Origin of the sequence: Rhodococcus sp. NPDC076796 (genome assembly GCF_040702765.1) — a bacterium.
Taxonomy (GTDB): Bacteria; Actinomycetota; Actinomycetes; order Mycobacteriales; family Mycobacteriaceae; genus Rhodococcoides.
In genome coordinates this window covers 1-18,781 of sequence record NZ_JBFBMS010000001.1, presented here as the reverse complement: position 1 = coordinate 18,781, position 18,781 = coordinate 1, and the positions used below count along the sequence as shown (strand labels likewise).

The window sequence follows — 18,781 nt, the reverse complement described above, 5'->3', positions numbered from 1 at the left end:
CCCCGCCGTCCCGTTGATCGATCGAAACCGCCGATTCCTCACCGGCGAACCGGGATCGAGAGCATTATGGAACGCGGTGATGCAGCGGATCGAAGAACGTCCCGACGTGGCGTCGGTCAGGTTCGTTCGCATCGAGTTCGTCGGTCCCGAACAGCTCTACGTGGTGGCGAGTGTCGATCTCGTCGGTGATTTCGCTTCGATCACGCATCGCGCACACGTTCCGGCGGCTGGAGCGTGAGGTGGAAACCAACAGAGCTGTGGTGGACGCAGTACTGACAGTCGCCGAACCGGACGAGGGAGACATCGGCGACGTCGACGCCGCCGGGTACCAGCCGTAATTCGCCCGTCATTCATCGATGACGCGCCGCTTACATCACGGGCCTATCTTGAACCGATTCGCGCGCCACACGTGTTGTGAATCGTCCCCTCGGGCGTGACACCGCTCCGAGCGAAATGGTTACGAGAGGCTTGCAATGTCCGTAGTAGACCCCCAGTCGTCTCATCCGAAATCCGGCTCTCACGAGAGCACTCAGTCGCACGTCGAGGGCGGTGACTACCTGGCCAAGCGAACCCTGAAGAAGGGGACGGCGGGCTGGGTTCTGCTGGCGGGCCTCGGAGTCAGCTACGTCATCTCCGGCGACTACTCCGGCTGGAACCTCGGTCTCGCCGAGGGTGGCTTCGGTGGTCTGCTCATCGCGGCGATCGTCATCGCGGGCATGTACCTGGCCATGGTCCTCGGTATGGCCGAGATGTCTTCGGCGCTGCCCGCTGCCGGCGGTGGCTACACCTTCGCCCGCCGCGCTCTCGGACCGTGGGGCGGATTCGCCACCGGCACAGCGATTCTCATCGAGTACGCCATCGCTCCTGCGGCGATCGCCACGTTCATCGGTGCCTACGTCGAATCCCTCGGGCTGTTCGGTATCACCGACGGCTGGTGGGTCTACCTGGTGGTCTATGCGGTGTTCATCGGAATCCATCTCTCCGGCGCAGGCGAAGCCCTCAAGATCATGTTCGTCATCACCGCGATCGCCCTGGTCGGACTCGTCGTGTTCGCCATCGCCGCCATCGGACAGTTCGACGCGAGCAACCTGACCGACATCGCGCCGACCGACGCCGCCGGAGCTTCGGGATTCCTGCCCTTCGGTTACCTCGGCATCTGGGCTGCCGTCCCGTTCGCCATCTGGTTCTTCCTCGCGATCGAAGGCGTTCCGCTGGCCGCAGAAGAGGCCAAGGATCCGACCAAGAACGTCCCGCGCGGCATCATCGCCGCCATGGGCGTGCTGCTCGTCACCGGTGCCGTCGTGCTGTTCCTGGTGACCGGCGCAGGCGGTGCCGACGCCGTCAAGGAATCGGGAAACCCGTTGGTGGAAGCCCTCGGTGACGGAACCGCGAGCAAGATCGTCAACTACATCGGCCTGGCCGGACTGGTCGCGTCCTTCTTCTCGATCATGTACGCGTACTCGCGCCAGCTCTTCGCACTCTCCCGTGCCGGATACCTGCCGAAGACACTGTCCATCACCAACTCTCGCAAGGCTCCGACGCTCGCATTGATCGTCCCAGGCGTCATCGGCTTCCTGCTCTCACTGACCGGTCAGGGCGGAATGTTGCTCAACATGGCCGTGTTCGGCGCGGCGCTGAGCTACGTTCTGATGATGGTCAGCCACATCGTGCTCCGTCGCAACGAGCCGAACATGGAACGCCCCTATCGAACCCCCGGCGGCGTCGTGACCACCGGATTCGCATTGATCATCGCGGCGCTCGCCGTCGTCGCGACGTTCGTCGTCGATTCCACAGCGGCACTGTGGTGCCTGGCCGTGTTCGTTGCGTTCATGGCCTACTTCGGCATCTACAGCAGGCATCATCTGGTCGCGAACTCGCCGGACGAGGAGTTCGCCGCACTGGCCCGGGCCGAGGCCGAGCTGGAATGACGATCTACACCCAGCAGGTCTCGGGCACCACCTATACGTTCGACGGGCTGGTGGACTTGATGGCCAAGGCGACACCACTTCGATCGGGTGACGAATTGGCCGGCTGCGCAGCCGAATCGGATGCCGAGCGCGCCGCAGCGCAATGGGCGCTGTCGGAGGTCTCGCTCGATGTCTTCCTGCACGATCTGCTCGTTCCGTACGAGAGCGACGAGGTCACCCGGCTGATCATCGATTCACACGACCGCATCGCCTTCGGGGCCGTCTCGCACCTGACCGTCGGGGGTCTGCGGGACTGGCTTCTCCAGGTCACCGCGAGGCCGGACGCGGCGGCGACGTTGCGGTCGGTGGCCGCCGGACTGACTCCGGAGATGGTGGCCGCGGTCAGCAAGATCATGCGAAACCAGGATCTGATCGCAGTATCGCGAGCCGTGCAGGTGACGTCGGCGTTCCGCACGACGGTGGGACTTCCCGGCACACTCACCACTCGGCTCCAGCCCAACCACCCGACGGACGATCCCCGCGGAATCGCCGCGGCCACCCTCGACGGGTTGCTGCTCGGATCGGGCGATGCGGTGATCGGGATCAACCCCGCGACCGACTCACCTCAGGCGACGGCCGAGTTGCTGCATCTGCTCGACGAGATTCGGCAGCGCTTCGAGATTCCCACTCAATCGTGCGTGCTCTCGCACGTGACGACGACGATGGAACTGATCGACAAGGGCGTTCCGGTCGATCTGGTGTTCCAATCCATCGCGGGCACCGAAGGGGCCAATTCGAGCTTCGGAGTGAACATTCCGCTGCTTCGCCAGGCCAACGAGGCCGGCCGATCGCTGCACCGCGGAACCGTCGGGAACAACGTCATGTATCTCGAAACCGGTCAGGGTTCGGCGTTGTCGGCGGGCGCGCACATCGGTACCGGCGACCGGCCCGTCGATCAACAGACCCTCGAAACGCGTGCGTACGCGGTGGCCCGCGATCTCGAGCCGCTGCTGATCAACACCGTCGTCGGATTCATCGGGCCCGAGTACCTGTACGACGGCAAGCAGATCATCAGGGCCGGCCTGGAAGATCACTTCTGCGGCAAGCTGCTGGGACTGCCGATGGGAGTGGACGTCTGCTACACCAACCATGCCGAGGCCGACCAGGACGACATGGACACCCTGCTGACGCTCCTCGGCACCGCCGGGGTCGCGTTCGTCATCGCGGTGCCCGGTGCCGACGACGTCATGCTCGGATACCAGTCGTTGAGCTTTCACGACGTGCTCTACGTTCGGCAGGTTCTGGGGCTGCGACCCGCACCGGAATTCGAGTCGTGGCTCTCCCGACTGGGAATGGTGGACGCCGATGGCAGAGTACTGGACGTCGACGCCGCAGGATCGCCGTTGCGAGCGTTGATGAGTGCGCGATGACAGACACATCAGGAGCAGCGCCCGCGGAACGACCGGAAACAGAGTTCTGGGGCGAGTTGCGGGCGATGACGCAGGCTCGAATCGGTTTGGGACGCATCGGTGATTCGTTACCGACCACGCGGGTGCTCGAGTTTCGCTCGGCGCATGCTGCGGCGCGGGATGCGGTGCACATGCCGCTCGAGGTCGAGGAGTTCGTGGGCCGGGTCGAGCAGGTCGGTCTCGGTGCGCCGTCGGTGGTGACCTCGTTGGCGACGAGTCGTGCGGAGTATCTGCGACGGCCCGATCTGGGTCGGCAGCCGAAAGATCTGTCGGCGGTGCCGCATTCCGAGGACGAGATCGGCATCGTGTTGGGCGACGGGTTGTCTCCGCGTGCGCTTGCCGATCACGGTGTGGCGATGCTGGAGGCGCTGAAAGCAGAGCTCTCCGATCGCTATTCGATTGCGGCTCCGGTGATCGCGACCGAGGCTCGGGTGGCGCTGGGTGATCACATCGCCGCGGCGATGGGTGTGCGGACGGTGTTGGTACTGATCGGGGAGCGTCCGGGGTTGTCGGTTGCCGACAGTCTCGGTATCTATCTGACGCATCTGCCGAAACCCGGGTGTACCGACGCCGATCGCAATTGCATCTCCAACATCCATCCGCCGGAGGGACAGGGGTATGCGCAGTCGGCACGAATCGTGGCCGGTCTGTTGGCAGGCGCGAGGAAGCTCGGGCGGTCGGGTGTGGCGTTGAAGGACACCTCGCGAGCCGATGTGCTCGAGGCAACCGAGGCCCTGACACTCGAGTGACGTCCCCCTATTCGGGGGTGGCTGTGCGTGACCGGGCTCACTACCGTGGGGTTCATGGACAGTTACTCTTCCGGTGCGTCGGACACCGCAGTTCTGGACGACACCATCGGCGCGAATCTGGATCGCACTGCGGCGCGGTACCCGGATCGTGATGCGTTGATCGATGTCGCGTCCGGGCGGCGGTGGACCTACTCGGAGTTCGTCGCAGACGTAGACCTGTTGGCGGCCGGCTTGCTGGTGGCCGGAGTCGCGGTGGGTGACCGCGTCGGAATGTGGGCTCCGAACTGCCCGGAATGGGTTCTGGCGCAGTATGCGACGGCCAAGATCGGTGCCGTGTTGGTCAACATCAATCCCGCGTATCGCTCGCACGAGTTGCAGTTCGTGCTGAAGCAGGCCGGGGTGTCGGTGTTGTTGTCGGCCACGGAGTTCAAGGGATCGAACTACGCGGCGATGATCGACGACGTGCGCCCCGAGGTGGAGTCCCTGCGTGAGGTGCTGTTCATCGGGAGCATCCAGTGGGAGGCGATGACCGATCGCGGGCATCGAGCATTGGCGAAGACTCCGCGCATGATCACCGATGTGTCCGAGCGGCTCGGTGCCGACGATGCCATCAACATTCAGTACACCTCGGGGACAACGGGATTCCCCAAGGGTGCGACGCTCAGTCATCGCAACATCCTCAACAATGGGTTCTTCGTCGGCGAGCTCTGCCATTACACCGCGGAGGACCGCGTGTGCATTCCGGTGCCCTTCTATCACTGCTTCGGCATGGTGATGGGCAATCTCGCGTGTACGTCGCACGGCGCAGCGATGGTGATTCCCGGTCCCTCGTTCGATCCGGTGGCGACGTTGACGGCCGTCGCCGCGGAGAAGTGCACGTCGCTCTACGGAGTCCCGACGATGTTCATCGCCGAATTGGCGCTGGAGAGCTTCGAGGACTTCGACCTCGGCAGTCTGCGTACCGGCATCATGGCCGGATCGCCGTGTCCCACCGAGGTGATGAAGCAGGTGATCGAGCGGATGGGGATGGCCGAGGTGTCGATCTGCTACGGCATGACCGAGACGTCTCCGGTGTCGCTGCAGACTCGGAGCGAGGACTCCATCGAGCAGCGCGTGTCGACCGTCGGACGCGTGGGTCCCCACCTCGAGGTCAAGATCGTCGACCCCGTCCTCGGCGAAACGCTGCCACGCGGCGAGGCCGGCGAGCTGTGCACCCGCGGCTATTCGGTGATGCTCGGCTACTGGGAGCAGCCGGAGAAGACCGCCGAGGCCATCGACGACGAGGGGTGGATGCACACCGGCGACATCGGGGTGATGGACGCAGACGGTTACGTGGCGATCACCGGGCGGATCAAGGACATGGTGATTCGCGGCGGCGAGAACATCTATCCCCGCGAAGTCGAGGAGTTCCTGTACACCCATCCCGATGTCCTCGACGCGCAGGTGATCGGAGTGCCCGACCCGAAGTACGGCGAGGAGCTGATGGTGTGGATCAGGATGAAAGACGATGCCGCGCCGCTCGATTCGACGGCGGTACGGGCATTCTGCGACGGACGGTTGGCGCACTACAAGATCCCGCGTTACGTACACGTCGTCGACGAGTTCCCGATGACGGTCACCGGCAAGGTGCGCAAGGTGGAGATGCGCGAGCGATCGCTCGGCCTGATCGAACAGCTGCCGTTCGGCTGACATACTCGCTTCCATGATCAGTGCGCTGTGGACGCCGACGGATTCCGATCTCGCCGAGGCTCGGGTGACCGCGTTCGCCCGGTTCGTCGAGCAACGCCACGATGTGTTGCTACCGGACTACCCGGCTCTGTGGCGATGGTCGACGAACGAGCTGGAATTGTTCTGGCGGGCGGTGTGGGACTTCTTCGAGGTCCGCTCCTCCAGCACGCCGACGACGGTGCTCGCAGAGCGCAGTATGCCGGGAGCGCACTGGTTTCCGGGCACGGAAGTGAACTACGTGGACCAGGTGATCAGGCACGCTCGACCGGACCGCGCCGCGATCGTCCACGCCCGCGAAGACGGTTCGACGCGGACCGTGACGTGGGAGGAGATGATCGATCGGGCCGGGGCGCTGGCGGGCACGCTGGCCGACGCGGGAGTGCGCCGCGGCGACCGCGTCGTCGGGTATCTGCCCAGCGTTCCCGAGGCGGTGATCGCATTCCTGGCGACCGCGAGCCTGGGTGCGGTGTGGTCCGCGTGCGGGCAGGACTACTCGGCCTCGGCGGCACTCGACCGTCTGGGCCAGCTCGAACCCACGGCACTGATCACTGCCGACGGGTACCTGTACGGAGGGAAGTTCCGAGACAAGGCCGCCGATGTCGACGCGCTCACGTCGGGGCTGCCCACGCTGCGAGTGGTGGTGACCGTCGGCGAGGCGTCGGGAAATGCGGTGAGCTGGTCTGCAGCAACAGCGAAGAGTCGTGAATTGAAACCGGTCGCAGTGCCTTTCGATCACCCGCTGTGGGTCGTGTTCTCCTCGGGTACCACGGGTCTGCCGAAGGGGATCGTGCACGGTCACGGCGGTGTGGTGCTCGAGCATCTCAAATCCGTTGTCCTGCACTCCGATCTGGGGCCCGAGGACGTGTTCTTCTGGTACACCAGCCCCAGCTGGATGATGTGGAATTTCCAGGTCGCCGGTCTGCTGGCCGGGTCCACGATCGTGTGCGCCGACGGCAATCCGGCATTTCCGACGCCGGATGCACTGTGGGACATCGCCGGTCGGCTGGGTGTGACCTACCTCGGTACCAGCCCCGCGTACGTGCTCGCCTGCATCAAGGCCGACGCGCACCCGGGCTCGGATCACGATCTCTCGGCTCTGCGGGCCGTCGGTATCACCGGATCCGCGATGCCCGCGACGTCGTCGATCTGGTTGTCGGAGAACATCGGGGCTCACGTGCCGGTCTTCTCCATCTCCGGCGGCACCGACGTGGTGTCGGCCTTCGCCGGGGGAGTGCGGACCGTGCCGGTCTGGGCGGGAGAGCTGTCGGTGCCGTTCCTCGGCGTGGCGCTCGACGCCTACGACGAGGACGGCGAACCCGTCCGCGGCACCGTCGGTGAACTGGTCGTCACCGAGCCGATGCCGTCCATGCCGCTGTACTTCTGGAACGACGCGGACGGATCTCGTTACCGGGACGCCTACTTCGACACCTATCCGGGAATCTGGCGGCACGGCGACTGGATCACCATGACCGATCGCGGCAGTGTGCTCGTGCACGGGAGATCCGATTCGACGCTCAACCGCAACGGAATCCGAATGGGGAGCGCCGACATCTACCAGGCCGTCGAATCGCTGGACGAGGTCACCGAGGCGCTCGTCCTGGGTATCGAGCTACCCGACGGCGGCTACTGGATGCCCCTGTTCGTTGTGGTTCCTGGCGGTGCGACCGACGAGTTGCGTGAGCGCGTCGGATCCGTCATCAGAACACAGGCGTCGCCGCGACACGTTCCCGACGACGTCATCGCCACGCCCGCGATTCCCCACACACGAACCGGGAAGAAGCTCGAGGTACCGCTCAAACGACTCTTCCAAGGTGCTACTGCTGCAGGCACTCTCGACGCGAGTGCCGTCGACGATCCGGCTGCGTTGGCGTGGTTCGTAGAGCGGGCAGCCGAGTTTCAGCGAGTCCAGCGCGCGAGATAGGCCTTCTCCTCCGGCGCAATGCGGCGCAGGGTCTCGGCACCGACGTCGACCATCGCCATCCGGGTCGTCGCCACCACGGCGGGCGGCGAATCGGGTGCTGCGCCCGCGGCACGGACCTCGTACCCGATGGTGAAATCGACAGCGCGCACCTTCTCGAACCAGAGCGTGACGTCGAGCGGACCGTCCGAATGTCGAAGCGGCTTCTTGTACGCGATGGTCACGTTGGCGATCAACGCACTCTTGATCAGGGACTCGTTGGCCTCGCCCTCGCTGAGCAGCCATTCGATGCGCGCTTCTTCGAGCAGAGTGACCATCCGGGCATGGTTGATGTGCGCGAAAGCGTCCATATCGGACCAGCGCACGGTCACACTCGCGTGATATCCGACGGGGTCGGTCGGCTCTGTCTGCATCGCACCAGGCTCTGTCTGCATTGCTAGAGGATGGCATGCGCGCCCGGGAAGTCGACGCTCTAGAGTCCCAGGAGTGATAATCGCCAATGTCGCACTGGATCGTTCCGGCGTATTCTTCGACATCGAACTCGCAGGCTCGGTCATCGCGTCGATCACCCCTGCAGGCACCCGGCGCGCACCGGGCGACGAGGTGCTCGACGGTGGGGGCGGGGTTGCGTTGCCCGGGTTCGTGGACTCTCACGTGCACCTGACGCAGTGGGCGGCGGCGCGGCGGCGAATCGATGTCGGGCCCGCTGCGTCGGCTGCCGACGCGGTCGCCCTGGTGTACCCCTACGCGCGCACGGCAGGAGAATCCGTCGTGCGCGCCAACGGCTTCCGTGACGCACTCTGGCCGGAGGAGCCGCACAAGGATCTACTCGAGAATGCGCTGCCCGGTGCCCGCGTGGCGATGACGAGCATGGATCTGCACACGCTGTGGCTGAGCCCGGCGTTGCTCGACGATCTGGGTATCGACCACCCCACCGGTGTGTTGCGCGACGTCGACGGCCTCGAAGCGGTCATGGCGCTCGAAGAGCAGGAGGACCCGGAAGAACTCGATCGGGCCGTGCTCGACGCGACCGCAGCACTGGCGGTCCGCGGCGTCACCGGCGTCGTGGATTTCGAGTTCGCAGACAACAAGACGGTCTGGGATCGACGCCTGGCAGCCGGCTCGCCTGCAGTTCGCGTCGACACGACGGTGTGGCCCCAATGGCTCGACGAGGCACTCGATCGCGGCGAGCGGACCGGAGACGTCTCGCCGCACTCGGAACTGATCAGGCGCGGACCGCTCAAGGTGATGCTCGACGGTTCGCTCAACACTCGAACGGCGTGCTGCCACGATCGGTACCCGGGCATCGACGGCGACGACGCGTACGGCCTGTTGCTCGAAACCCAGGACGGTCTGCACCGGCTCGTCTCGCGGGCGTCGCGCGGTGGCATCATGGCGGCCGTCCACGCAATCGGTGACCGCGCCAACGGTGTCGCGCTCGATGCATTCGAGCGCGCCGGCTGCGGTGGTCGAATCGAACACGCGCAACAGATATCGCCGGAGGACATCGCGCGCTTCGCTGCGTTGGGCGTCGTGGCCTCGGTTCAGCCCCAGCACGCGATGTCCGATCGCGACATCGCCGAGGACCTCTGGGCCGGACGGCGCTCGGTGGCCTACGGGTACGGCTCGCTGCACCGAAGCGGTGCGACCCTGCTGTTCGGGTCCGATGCCCCGGTCAGTCCACCGGAGCCGTTGGCGGGCGTCGCCGCAGCGGTGTTCCGCACCGACGACGAGCGACCCCCGTGGCACCTCGAGGAAGCAGTACCCCTCGATGTTGCTCTTCGCGCAGCGTGCGGTGGCCGTGGAACGCTCCGAGTCGGGGATGTGGCGGATATCGTCGTTCTCACCGAGCATCCTGTGCACCGCTCGGTGCACGATCTTGCCGAGACGGACATCAGAGCCACGATCTGCGCCGGCGCGTTGACCCACGCAGCTGCGGTGTAGGCGCACGAGGACGAAGGCCGCGGATCCGTTGTTGTCGGTGCGGCCGCGTAGCGTCACTGCGATGACGTCGATCACCGATCCGCGCGTACGCGAGTTTCTGTCCGCGGGTACCCGCACCGGCAAGCTCGGGTACCTCGCCTCCGATGGAAGGCCATTGGTAGCACCCGTCTGGTTCGTCGTCGAGGGCGACGCGATCGTGTTCAACACCGGGGCCGACACGGCGAAGGGAAAGTCGATTCGCCGCGATCCCCGCGTCGTGTTGACCGTCGATCTCGAAGAGCCGCCGTACGGATTCGTCCAGGTGCAGGGCATTGCGTCGGTCGACGAGGACCCTGAGGAGTTGGTTCGCACCGCAACCGAGATCGGGGCCAGGTACATGGGCCGCGATCGCGCCGAGGAGTTCGGCGCTCGCAACGGTGTTCCGGGTGAATTGATCGTTCGGGTGACGCCGAACAGGGTGATCGCCGCTTTCGACATGACGGCATGACGACCGACCGTCTCCGCGCCGTCGGCACTGTAGATTGACCGGGTGCCGAATCGAGTCGGAGTGCGTCCGCTGCGGTCGAATCGGTTCCGACATGTAACGGTCCGGTACATAAATGCGGATATGTACTGAAAGGTAACTTCGAGTTGTTTCCGGTGAGAAAATAGAGAACGAAGTAAGCAACTTGCTCGACGTGTTCGGTGCCCACCGATCGCTGCCGCTTCGGCAGCCGGTGGGGGCGCGTGTGATTGTGGGAAAGAGAGGATTCGATTGGACCCGCTAGGTGTGGAAGGTGCTGGACACGACGACGGAGTCGGCAGTCCTGAGCATTCGTCGTTCCCACTGTCACCGGCCCAATTGGGAATGTGGTTCGCGCAGCATGTGGACCCCTCGGTACCCGCGAACATCGCCCAGTACATCGAGCTGCACGGCGAGCTCGACGTGGAGCTCCTCCGTCGCGCATCCTCACAGGCGGCACTCGAGCTGCAGTCCGGATTCGTGCGCATCGTCGAGATCGACGCCGAGCCCCGGCAGATCGTCGATCCCACCCTCGACGACTCTCTGAACTACCTGGACCTACGCGGCGAGGCCGATCCGCGGGCAGCGGCCCTTGCGTGGATGCACGGCGACTACAGCGCGCCGATCGACATCCTCCGCGACCGACTGATCGCCGCGACCGTCCTGCGCCTCGAGGACGACGTCTGGTTCTGGTACGAGCGCGTGCATCACGTGGTGCTCGACGGATTCGGTGCCGTCACGTTCATGAACCGTGCGGCGGAGCTCTACACCGCAGCGGTCGAGGGCACCGAACCGAGCAAGAACCTGGCGTCGGACCTGACCAAGGTCTACGACATCGACGTGGCCTATCGCGACTCGACCCGTTTCGAGGCCGACCGCGAGTACTGGGCGTCGCGGATCGACGGTATCGACGGAGTCACCACCCTCGCCGGTCACACGGCTGCTCCCGCAGCGACGAGTCAGATCGACAGCACAGCTCTGTCCACCGAGACGATGGACAGCCTCGAAGCCCTGCGTGTCGAGACCGACACGACGATGGCAACCATCGTCATCGCCGGCTTCGCCGCCTACCTCGCACAGATGACCGGACGCGAGGACGTCGTGCTCTCGCTCCCGGTCACCGCGCGCACGACCGCAGTGTTGCGCCGCTCCGGCGGCATGGTCTCCAACGTCGTTCCGCTACGACTGGACGTGTCGGGTGACACCACCGTCGAGATGCTGCTCGCGCGCGTCAACGCCGAGGTCTCCGGGGCCCTTCGTCATCAGCGATACCGGCACGAGGACATACGGCGCGATGCCGGAGCAGCCAGCGGTCAGGCCTCGTTCTTCGGCCCCTGGGTCAACATCATGCTGTTCTTCGGCGAGGTGCGCCTCGGTTCGATGGTCGGCGGCATCAACATCCTCTCGACCGGCCTGATCGAGGATTTCGGGCTGAACCTCTACACCAGCGTTGCCGGGTCGACCACGCACATCGACTTCGAGTCCAACCCCAATCTGTACGGGCCCGAGCAGTCCGGACGCAACCACGAGAGGTTCGTCGACTTCTTCGCCCGGTTCGTGGCGTCGGGTCCGAAGCACGCGGTGTGGGATCTGGCCCTGACGGACGGTGTCGAACGCGAACTCGTCGTGGCCGAGTGGAATGCCACCGAGCACCGCACCGAACCACGCACGCTGCTGTCCGCCTTCGAGGCCGCCGCGGCCGCACACCCCGATGCGACGGCCCTGGTGTACGAGGGCGAAGCGCTCACCTACGGCGCACTCTCCGCGCGAGTGAACGGCCTTGCCCGCCACCTGATCGACATGGGTGTCGGCCCCGAGACCCTCGTCGGACTCTCGATCCGCCGTTCGTTCGACCTCGTCGTCGGCATGTACGCGATCGTGGCGGCGGGCGGTGCCTGGGTGCCGATCGACCCCGACCACCCTGCCGATCGCACCGCGTACATTCTCGACTCCGCACAGCCACGATGCGTGCTGATCTCCTCACGCGACGACGTTGCGCTCCCCGAGGGAACCGAGACGGTTGCGGTCGACCTGTTCGACAGCACGTCGAGCTCCACGGCACCGGTCCGGGATGCTGAACGCACTGCGCCACTGCGACTTTCGAATACCGCGTACGTGATCTACACCTCCGGTTCGACCGGACGCCCGAAGGGCGTCGCAGTCGAACACGCGGCGATCCACAATCAGATGGAGTGGATGCTCTCGGAGTATCCGATGGACGCCTCCGACGTCTATCTGCAGAAGACGGCCACCACCTTCGACGTCTCGCTCTGGGGATTCTTCCTGCCGCTGCGGGTCGGCGCGACGATGGTGCTCGCCACTCCCGACGGGCATCGAGACTCGGTCTACGTGGCCAACAAGATCGCCGAACATCGCGTCACCATCACCGATTTCGTGCCGTCGATGCTGACGGTGTTCGTGGCGAACGCGCCCACCGGCACCTGCAGTTCGCTGCGCCATGTGTTCGTCATCGGTGAGGCACTGCCGGTCGAGACCGCAGCGTCGTTCCGCGCGATGTGTCGAGCCGGTCTGCACAACCTCTACGGCCCCACCGAGGCTGCGGTCTCGGTCACCTATCACCCCAGTGGCCCGCAGGACACCCGCACCGTTCCGATCGGCGTGCCCGAGTGGAACACCAGAGCCTTCGTTCTCGACGGTCGGCTGCGACCCACCCCGATCGGAGAATCGGGCGAGCTGTACCTCGCCGGCGTCCAGCTGGCGCGCGGCTATGTGGGCAGGCCCGATCTGAGCTCGGATCGCTTCGTCGCCAACCCCTTCGGCACCGGCGGCGAGCGGATGTACCGCACCGGTGACCTCGTGCGCTGGCGCAGCGACGGAGTGCTGGACTACATCGGCCGGACGGATTTCCAGGTCAAGTTCCGCGGACAACGCATCGAGCTCGGCGAGATCGAAACGGTGCTGCTCGCCCACGAATCCATCTCGCAGGCAGTGGTATTGGTGGTCCAGACGGTCACCGGTGATCAGTTGGTGGCGTATGTCGTCGCCACTCCGGGACGATCCATCGAATCCGCCGCGGCGATCGAGTTCGCCGGTCACGCCCTACCGTCGTACATGGTGCCTGCAGCGGTCGTCGTCCTCGACGCCCTGCCACTGAACACCAGTGGCAAACTCGACCGAAAAGCGTTGCCGGAACCGGTGTTCAGCAGTGCGAAGAAGTACCGGGCCCCGCAGAGTCGGGCGGAGTACGTCGTCGCCGGTATCTACGAGGACCTGCTCGGGGCCTCCAAGGTCGGTCTGGACGAGGACTTCTTCGAGCTCGGCGGCAACTCCCTGATCGCCACGCAGTTGGTGACGCGAGTCGGCAGCGTTCTCGGAGTACGCCTCGGTGTGCGTGAGTTGTTCGAGGCTCCCACCGTCGGTGCACTCGCGGCCAGGGCCGAATCGGCGGCCCGGCTCGGGGCGGACACCCCGGTGCTGGAGTCGCGGGAACGGCCCGAGCGGATTCCGCTCTCACCTGCCCAACAGCGAATGTGGTTCCTCAACCGCTTCGACCCCACCACCGCGGTGTACAACCTGCCGTTCTCCGTCCGTCTGACCGGGCCGCTCGACGTGGTCGCACTGTCGGCCGCATTTGCCGACGTCGTCGACCGACACGAGACGCTGCGCACCGTCTACCCCGAGGTGGACGGCTCACCTGAACAGGTCGTACTGACGGCGGCGCGGACCCCGGCGACGATTCTGCCGGTCCGCATCGAACGTGACGAGCTGGGCGGCCGCCTGCACGAACTGGTCGCCAAGGGATTCGACGTCACGGTCGACACACCTTTCCGCATCGCACTGTTCGAAATCTCACCGACCGAACACGAACTCGCGATGGTGTTGCACCACATCGCCGCCGACGGGGCCTCGTTCGGTCCGCTGGCGCGGGACGTGCTGGTGGCGTACTCGAGCCGGATCAAGGGCCGCGCACCCGAGTGGACGCCTCTCGAGGTCCAGTACGCCGACTACGCGCTGTGGCAACGAGCGGTGCTCGGCCCCGAGACCGATCCCCTGTCGTTGGCGTCGCGCGAAATCGCCTACTGGAGCGCAACTCTCGAGGATCTGCCCGATCAGCTGGCACTGCCGTCGAGCAGGCCACGCCCCGCAGTGTCCTCGAACGCGGGCAGCAAGCTTCGGGTGGACGTTCCGGCTCATCTGCACGCCTCGCTGGCGAGCCTGGCCCGCGCCAACAACGCCTCGCTGTTCATGGTCATGCAGTCCGCGTACGCGCTGCTGCTCGCCCGGCTCAGCGGCACAACCGACATCGCCATCGGTGCGCCCGTGGCCGGTCGTGGAGAACCCGCACTCGACGACCTGGTCGGCATGTTCGTCAACACGCTCGTACTGCGCACCGAGGTCGATCCGGCGTTGACGTTCGAGGAACTCCTCTCGCGCGTTCGTGACACCGACCTGTCCGCGTTCGCGCATGCAGACGTGCCGTTCGAGCGGCTCGTCGAGGTGCTGAACCCGGTGCGTTCGACGTCCCGGCACCCGCTGTTCCAGGTCGCGATCTCGCTGGAATCGGCGATGTCTCGCGAACTCACCGTCGGTGGCCTGCGCGCGAAAGCCGCCGAATTCGATGTTCCCATCGCCAAATTCGACGTACAGCTGTGGCTGACCGAGCATCTCGACGACGGCGCACCCGCCGGTATCGACGCGGTGTTCGAGTACGCCACCGATCTGTTCGACGCAGATCTCGTCGAGAGTTTCGCTCGTCGCTTCCTGGCGATTCTGGATGCGGTCACCACCGACGCGACAGTGCCGGTCGGCGACGTCGCGATCGTCGACGCCGCGGAGCACCGGTCCGTGGTGTCGCAGTGGAACGCCTCCGGAGACGACGTCTCTCGGGAGCTGACCCTGGTCGATCTGCTCGATGCTGCCGCCGCAGCGCATCCCGACGCCGTCGCGGTGCGCTTCGATGGCTCGTCGATGACCTACGCCGAGTTCGACGCGCACGCCAATCGCCTTGCCCGCGTTCTGATCTCTCACGGAGTCGGCCCCGAGAGCCTGGTCGCCGTCGCCCTTCCGAGGTCGGCGGAACTGGTCGTCGCGCTCGTCGCGGTGATCAAAGCCGGCGGTGGCTACCTCCCCGTCGACCCGAGCTACCCACTCGACCGAGTCGAGTACATGCTCGACGACGCACGGCCGACAACCGTTCTGCTGTCCGGCTCGGACCGAGTGGAACTGCCGTCCGACGTCGAATCTCGTACCGGCGCAGCACTACTCGATATCGACACGGTCGATCTGTCGTCGGTGTCCGGCGATCCCGTCACCGACGCGGACCGGACGCGTCCGCTGCGGCCGGGCAACGTCGCCTACGTCATCTACACCTCGGGTTCGACGGGCAAGCCCAAGGGCGTGATGATTCCGCATCGCAACGTCGTTCGGCTGCTCGACAACACCGATTCGGTCTACGGCTTCGGGACCGACGACGTGTGGACGATGTTCCACTCCTACGCCTTCGACTTCTCGGTGTGGGAGCTGTGGGGCCCGTTGCTCTACGGCGGCACGTTGGTCGTGGTCGACTACTTCACCTCGCGGTCGCCGGAGGCATTCCATCGACTGCTCGTCGACGAGCGGGTCACGGTGCTCAACCAGACGCCGTCGGCGTTCTATCAGCTGTCCGAGGCCGATCGCACCACGGCAACCGAGCACGGCGAATTGTCGCTGCGCTACGTGATCTTCGGTGGTGAAGCCCTCGAACAACGACGGCTGACCGGATGGTTCGAGCGGCACGGGCACCGTACGCCCCAGCTCGTCAACATGTACGGCATCACCGAGACGACCGTGCACGTGTCCTATCGTGCGCTCGATGCCGCGTCCGTCGAGACCAGTGCCTCGGTGGTCGGCAAGCCGATCGCCGGATTGCGGGTGTTCGTGCTCGACACCCGCCTGCATCCGGTTCCGGTCGGGGTGCCCGGCGAAATGTACGTCGCCGGTGGACAATTGGCCCGCGGTTATCTCGGCCGCCGGGAACTGACGTCGGTTCGCTTCGTGGCGAACCCCTTCGCGTCGGGAGCCGGCGAGGGCTCGCTGCTGTACCGAACCGGTGACCTCGCACAGTGGAACGCTGGAGGCGAGCTCGAATACCTCGGTCGTTCGGACGATCAGGTGAAGGTCCGTGGATTCCGCATCGAGCTGGGCGAGGTGGAGGCGGCGGTGACCGCGCAGCCGACCGTCACCCAGGCCGCCGTGGTCGTCCGCGAGGACTCGCCCGGTGCAGCTCGACTGGTCGCCTACGTGGTGTCCGCCGCTGTCGAGGGTCGGCCGATCGTCGACATCGAGGACATCAGAACCGGTATCGCCGAGGTACTTCCGGAGTACATGGTGCCGTCGGCGTTCGTGGTGCTCGACGCGATCCCGCTGACCGTCAACGGCAAGCTCGATCGCCGGGCACTGCCGGCCCCGGTGTTCGAGGTACGCGAGTTCCGTGCCCCGACGACACCGATCGAGGAAATCGTTGCCGACGTCTTCGCGGACGTACTCGGAGTGGAGCGCGTGGGTCTCGACGACGACTTCTTCGAGCTCGGCGGTAATTCGCTGATCGCCACGCAGGTGGTCTCGCGCCTGGGAGTCGCTCTCGATGCCACCGTGCCGGTGCGCATGCTGTTCGAGGCATCGACCGTAGCGCTGCTCGCAGTAAAGGTGGAGCAGGCCGCAGGGGAGGGCGGCCGCGTCGCGCTCGTCGCGACCGTGCGGCCCGAGCGGATCCCGCTCTCGCTCGCGCAGCAACGTATGTGGTTCCTCAATCGATTCGACGCCGACTCCACCGCGTACAACATTCCGTTCGCGCTGAGACTGACCGGCGAACTCGACGTCGCCGCGCTGCAGGTTGCGATCATGGACGTGATCGACCGGCACGAATCGCTGCGCACGGTCTACCCGGACACCGCGGACGGCCCGCAGCAGTCCATCCTCGACGCCGCTCAGACGGTGCCGAACCTGATGCCCGTTCCGACGTCGGCGGCCGATATCCAGCGGCAGGTCTTCACGCTGGCATCGACGACGTTCGACGTGACGGTCAACGTTCCGATTCAGGCACGCCTGTTCGAGATCGGTCCGCGCGAACACGTCATCGCCATGGTGGTGCACCACATTTCGGCCGACGGCTGGTCGATGGGTCCGCTGGCACGTGACCTCATGCTCGCGTACGCCTCGCGCACCGCGTGGGAGAACCCGGCGTGGATGCCGCTGGAGGTGCAGTACGCCGACTACAGCCTGTGGCAGCGTTCGGTTCTCGGCTCCGAGGACGATCCGCAATCGCTGATCTCCGGTCAGGTCGACTACTGGGCCGACATGCTTGCCGGTCTGCCCGATCAGCTGGATCTGCCGACCGATCGGCCGCGCCCGAATCGTCAGTCCTACCAGGGATCGTCGATCCGATTCGACGTACCGGCCGAGGTCCACCGCGGCCTGTCCTCGCTGGCCCACACGCACAACGCATCGCTGTTCATGGTCGTTCACGCTGCTCTGGCGGTACTGCTCGCGCGCCTGTCCGGCACCGAGGACATCGCGATCGGCACTCCGGTCGCAGGCCGCGGCGACGCAGCCCTCGACGACGTGGTCGGCATGTTCGTCAACACCCTCGTGTTGCGCACCGACATCGAGTCGGGTCGGACGTTCTCGGAGCAGATCGGGCGCGCGAGAGAAGTGGCGCTCGGTGCGTTCGGGCACGCCGATCTGCCGTTCGAGCGCTTGGTCGAGGTGCTGAACCCGTCCCGGTCGCAGGCGCGGCATCCCCTGTTCCAGGTGATGCTCTCGTTCGAGAACCTCACTCGCACGCACGTGGACCTGCCGGGACTGTCGGTGGACAGCGTCGCCCTCGACGCCGAGGTGGCGAAGTTCGACCTGCAGCTGACCGTCACGGAGTCCATCGGAGTGGATGGTCGCGGACAGGGCATGGCCGCCGAATTGACCTACGCGACCGACCTGTTCGACGCCGATACGGTGCGCGGCTTCTCCGAACGTTTTGTGCGAATGCTCACCGCTGTGGTGGCCGACCCGTCGGTGTCGGTGGGGGACATCGATCTTCTCGAGGACGGCGAGCGCGACCGAGTCGTGACGGCGTGGAACCGCACCGAACACGAGGTACCGGAACAGGTGACGCTGGTCGATCTGTTCGATCGTCAGGTGGCCGAGACTCCTGATGCGCAGGCGTTGGTGTTCGAGGGTGAGCGGTTGACGTATGCGGAGTTCGCGGCGCGAGCCAATCGTCTTGCGCGGCATCTGGTGTCGGTCGGGGTGGGGCCTGATTCGCTGGTGGGGCTTGCGATCGGGCGAAGTCTGGATCTGTTCGTGGGTATGTATGCGATCGTGAAGTCCGGTGCGGGGTACGTGCCGATCGATCCGACGCAGCCGGCGGATCGGAACGAGTACATCGTGGCGACGGCCGCGCCGGTTCGGGTGTTGTCGACGACGCGTGATCATGTGGAGTTCGCGGGTGTCGAGACGATCGATATCGACACTCTCGATGTGTCGGGTCTGTCTGCGACGCCGTTGACCGATGCCGATCGCGCAGCGCCGTTGCGGTCTTCGAATGTTGCGTACGTGATTTTCACGTCGGG

Annotated in this window: 10 protein-coding genes; 9 read left to right on the top strand and 1 reads right to left on the bottom strand. The window is 65.6% G+C overall.

Annotation, left to right across the window (positions count from 1 at the left end; all coding sequences use genetic code 11):
- Positions 1-79 precede the first annotated feature (79 nt).
- The 6 genes from AB0366_RS00050 (at position 80) to AB0366_RS00025 (ending at position 7,774) form a co-directional block, all read left to right on the top strand.
- On the top strand, positions 80-238 hold the full coding sequence (locus tag AB0366_RS00050) for a hypothetical protein (protein WP_366242219.1): 159 nt from the start codon (positions 80-82) through the stop codon (positions 236-238).
- Positions 239-473: 235 nt separating this feature from the next.
- Positions 474-1,928: an ethanolamine permease gene (eat, locus tag AB0366_RS00045; protein WP_121870457.1), complete on the top strand. Its 1,455-nt coding sequence runs from the start codon at positions 474-476 to the stop codon at positions 1,926-1,928.
- On the top strand, positions 1,925-3,337 hold the full coding sequence (locus tag AB0366_RS00040) for an ethanolamine ammonia-lyase subunit EutB (RefSeq protein ID WP_366242218.1): 1,413 nt from the start codon (positions 1,925-1,927) through the stop codon (positions 3,335-3,337). Before eat ends, AB0366_RS00040 begins: the two co-directional genes overlap by 4 nt.
- Entirely contained in the window at positions 3,334-4,125 is a 792-nt protein-coding gene (gene eutC / locus AB0366_RS00035; protein ID WP_366242217.1) for an ethanolamine ammonia-lyase subunit EutC, read from the top strand. The genes AB0366_RS00040 and eutC overlap by 4 nt, the downstream gene beginning before the upstream one ends.
- A gap of 54 nt (positions 4,126-4,179) precedes the next feature.
- On the top strand, positions 4,180-5,814 hold the full coding sequence (locus AB0366_RS00030; RefSeq protein WP_366242216.1) for an AMP-binding protein: 1,635 nt from the start codon (positions 4,180-4,182) through the stop codon (positions 5,812-5,814).
- A gap of 13 nt (positions 5,815-5,827) precedes the next feature.
- Positions 5,828-7,774 carry an acetoacetate--CoA ligase gene (locus AB0366_RS00025; RefSeq protein WP_366242215.1) on the top strand — a complete coding sequence of 649 codons (1,947 nt, stop codon included), beginning with the start codon at positions 5,828-5,830 and terminating at the stop codon, positions 7,772-7,774.
- Here the strand turns inward: AB0366_RS00025 and AB0366_RS00020 are convergent.
- Positions 7,750-8,184, bottom strand: coding sequence for a thioesterase family protein (locus tag AB0366_RS00020; RefSeq protein ID WP_366242214.1), 435 nt, complete (start codon positions 8,182-8,184; stop codon positions 7,750-7,752). The two genes, AB0366_RS00025 and AB0366_RS00020, sit on opposite strands and share 25 nt — an antisense overlap.
- Before the next feature lie 73 nt (positions 8,185-8,257).
- Here AB0366_RS00020 and AB0366_RS00015 point away from each other — a divergent pair, with 73 nt between their 5' ends.
- The 3 genes from AB0366_RS00015 to AB0366_RS00005 form a co-directional block, all read left to right on the top strand.
- A complete protein-coding gene (locus tag AB0366_RS00015; protein ID WP_366242213.1) occupies positions 8,258-9,715 on the top strand; it encodes an amidohydrolase family protein in 1,458 nt (485 codons plus the stop codon).
- Positions 9,716-9,776: 61 nt separating this feature from the next.
- On the top strand, positions 9,777-10,202 hold the full coding sequence (locus tag AB0366_RS00010) for a PPOX class F420-dependent oxidoreductase (RefSeq protein WP_121870451.1): 426 nt from the start codon (positions 9,777-9,779) through the stop codon (positions 10,200-10,202).
- A 282-nt stretch (positions 10,203-10,484) separates the two neighbouring features.
- The coding region (locus tag AB0366_RS00005) for an amino acid adenylation domain-containing protein (RefSeq protein WP_366242212.1) at positions 10,485-18,781 on the top strand (8,297 nt) is incomplete at its 3' end.

What these genes read in the sequence shown, in the direction of transcription:
- AB0366_RS00050 (WP_366242219.1), top strand. Translation starts at nt 80, where the DNA reads ATGCAGCGGATCGAAGAACGTCCCGACGTGGCGTCGGTCAGGTTCGTT.
- eat (WP_121870457.1), top strand. Translation starts at nt 474, where the DNA reads ATGTCCGTAGTAGACCCCCAGTCGTCTCATCCGAAATCCGGCTCTCAC.
- AB0366_RS00040 (WP_366242218.1), top strand. Translation starts at nt 1,925, where the DNA reads ATGACGATCTACACCCAGCAGGTCTCGGGCACCACCTATACGTTCGAC.
- eutC (WP_366242217.1), top strand. Translation starts at nt 3,334, where the DNA reads ATGACAGACACATCAGGAGCAGCGCCCGCGGAACGACCGGAAACAGAG.
- AB0366_RS00030 (WP_366242216.1), top strand. Translation starts at nt 4,180, where the DNA reads ATGGACAGTTACTCTTCCGGTGCGTCGGACACCGCAGTTCTGGACGAC.
- AB0366_RS00025 (WP_366242215.1), top strand. Translation starts at nt 5,828, where the DNA reads ATGATCAGTGCGCTGTGGACGCCGACGGATTCCGATCTCGCCGAGGCT.
- AB0366_RS00020 (WP_366242214.1), bottom strand. Translation starts at nt 8,184, where the DNA reads ATGCAGACAGAGCCGACCGACCCCGTCGGATATCACGCGAGTGTGACC.
- AB0366_RS00010 (WP_121870451.1), top strand. Translation starts at nt 9,777, where the DNA reads ATGACGTCGATCACCGATCCGCGCGTACGCGAGTTTCTGTCCGCGGGT.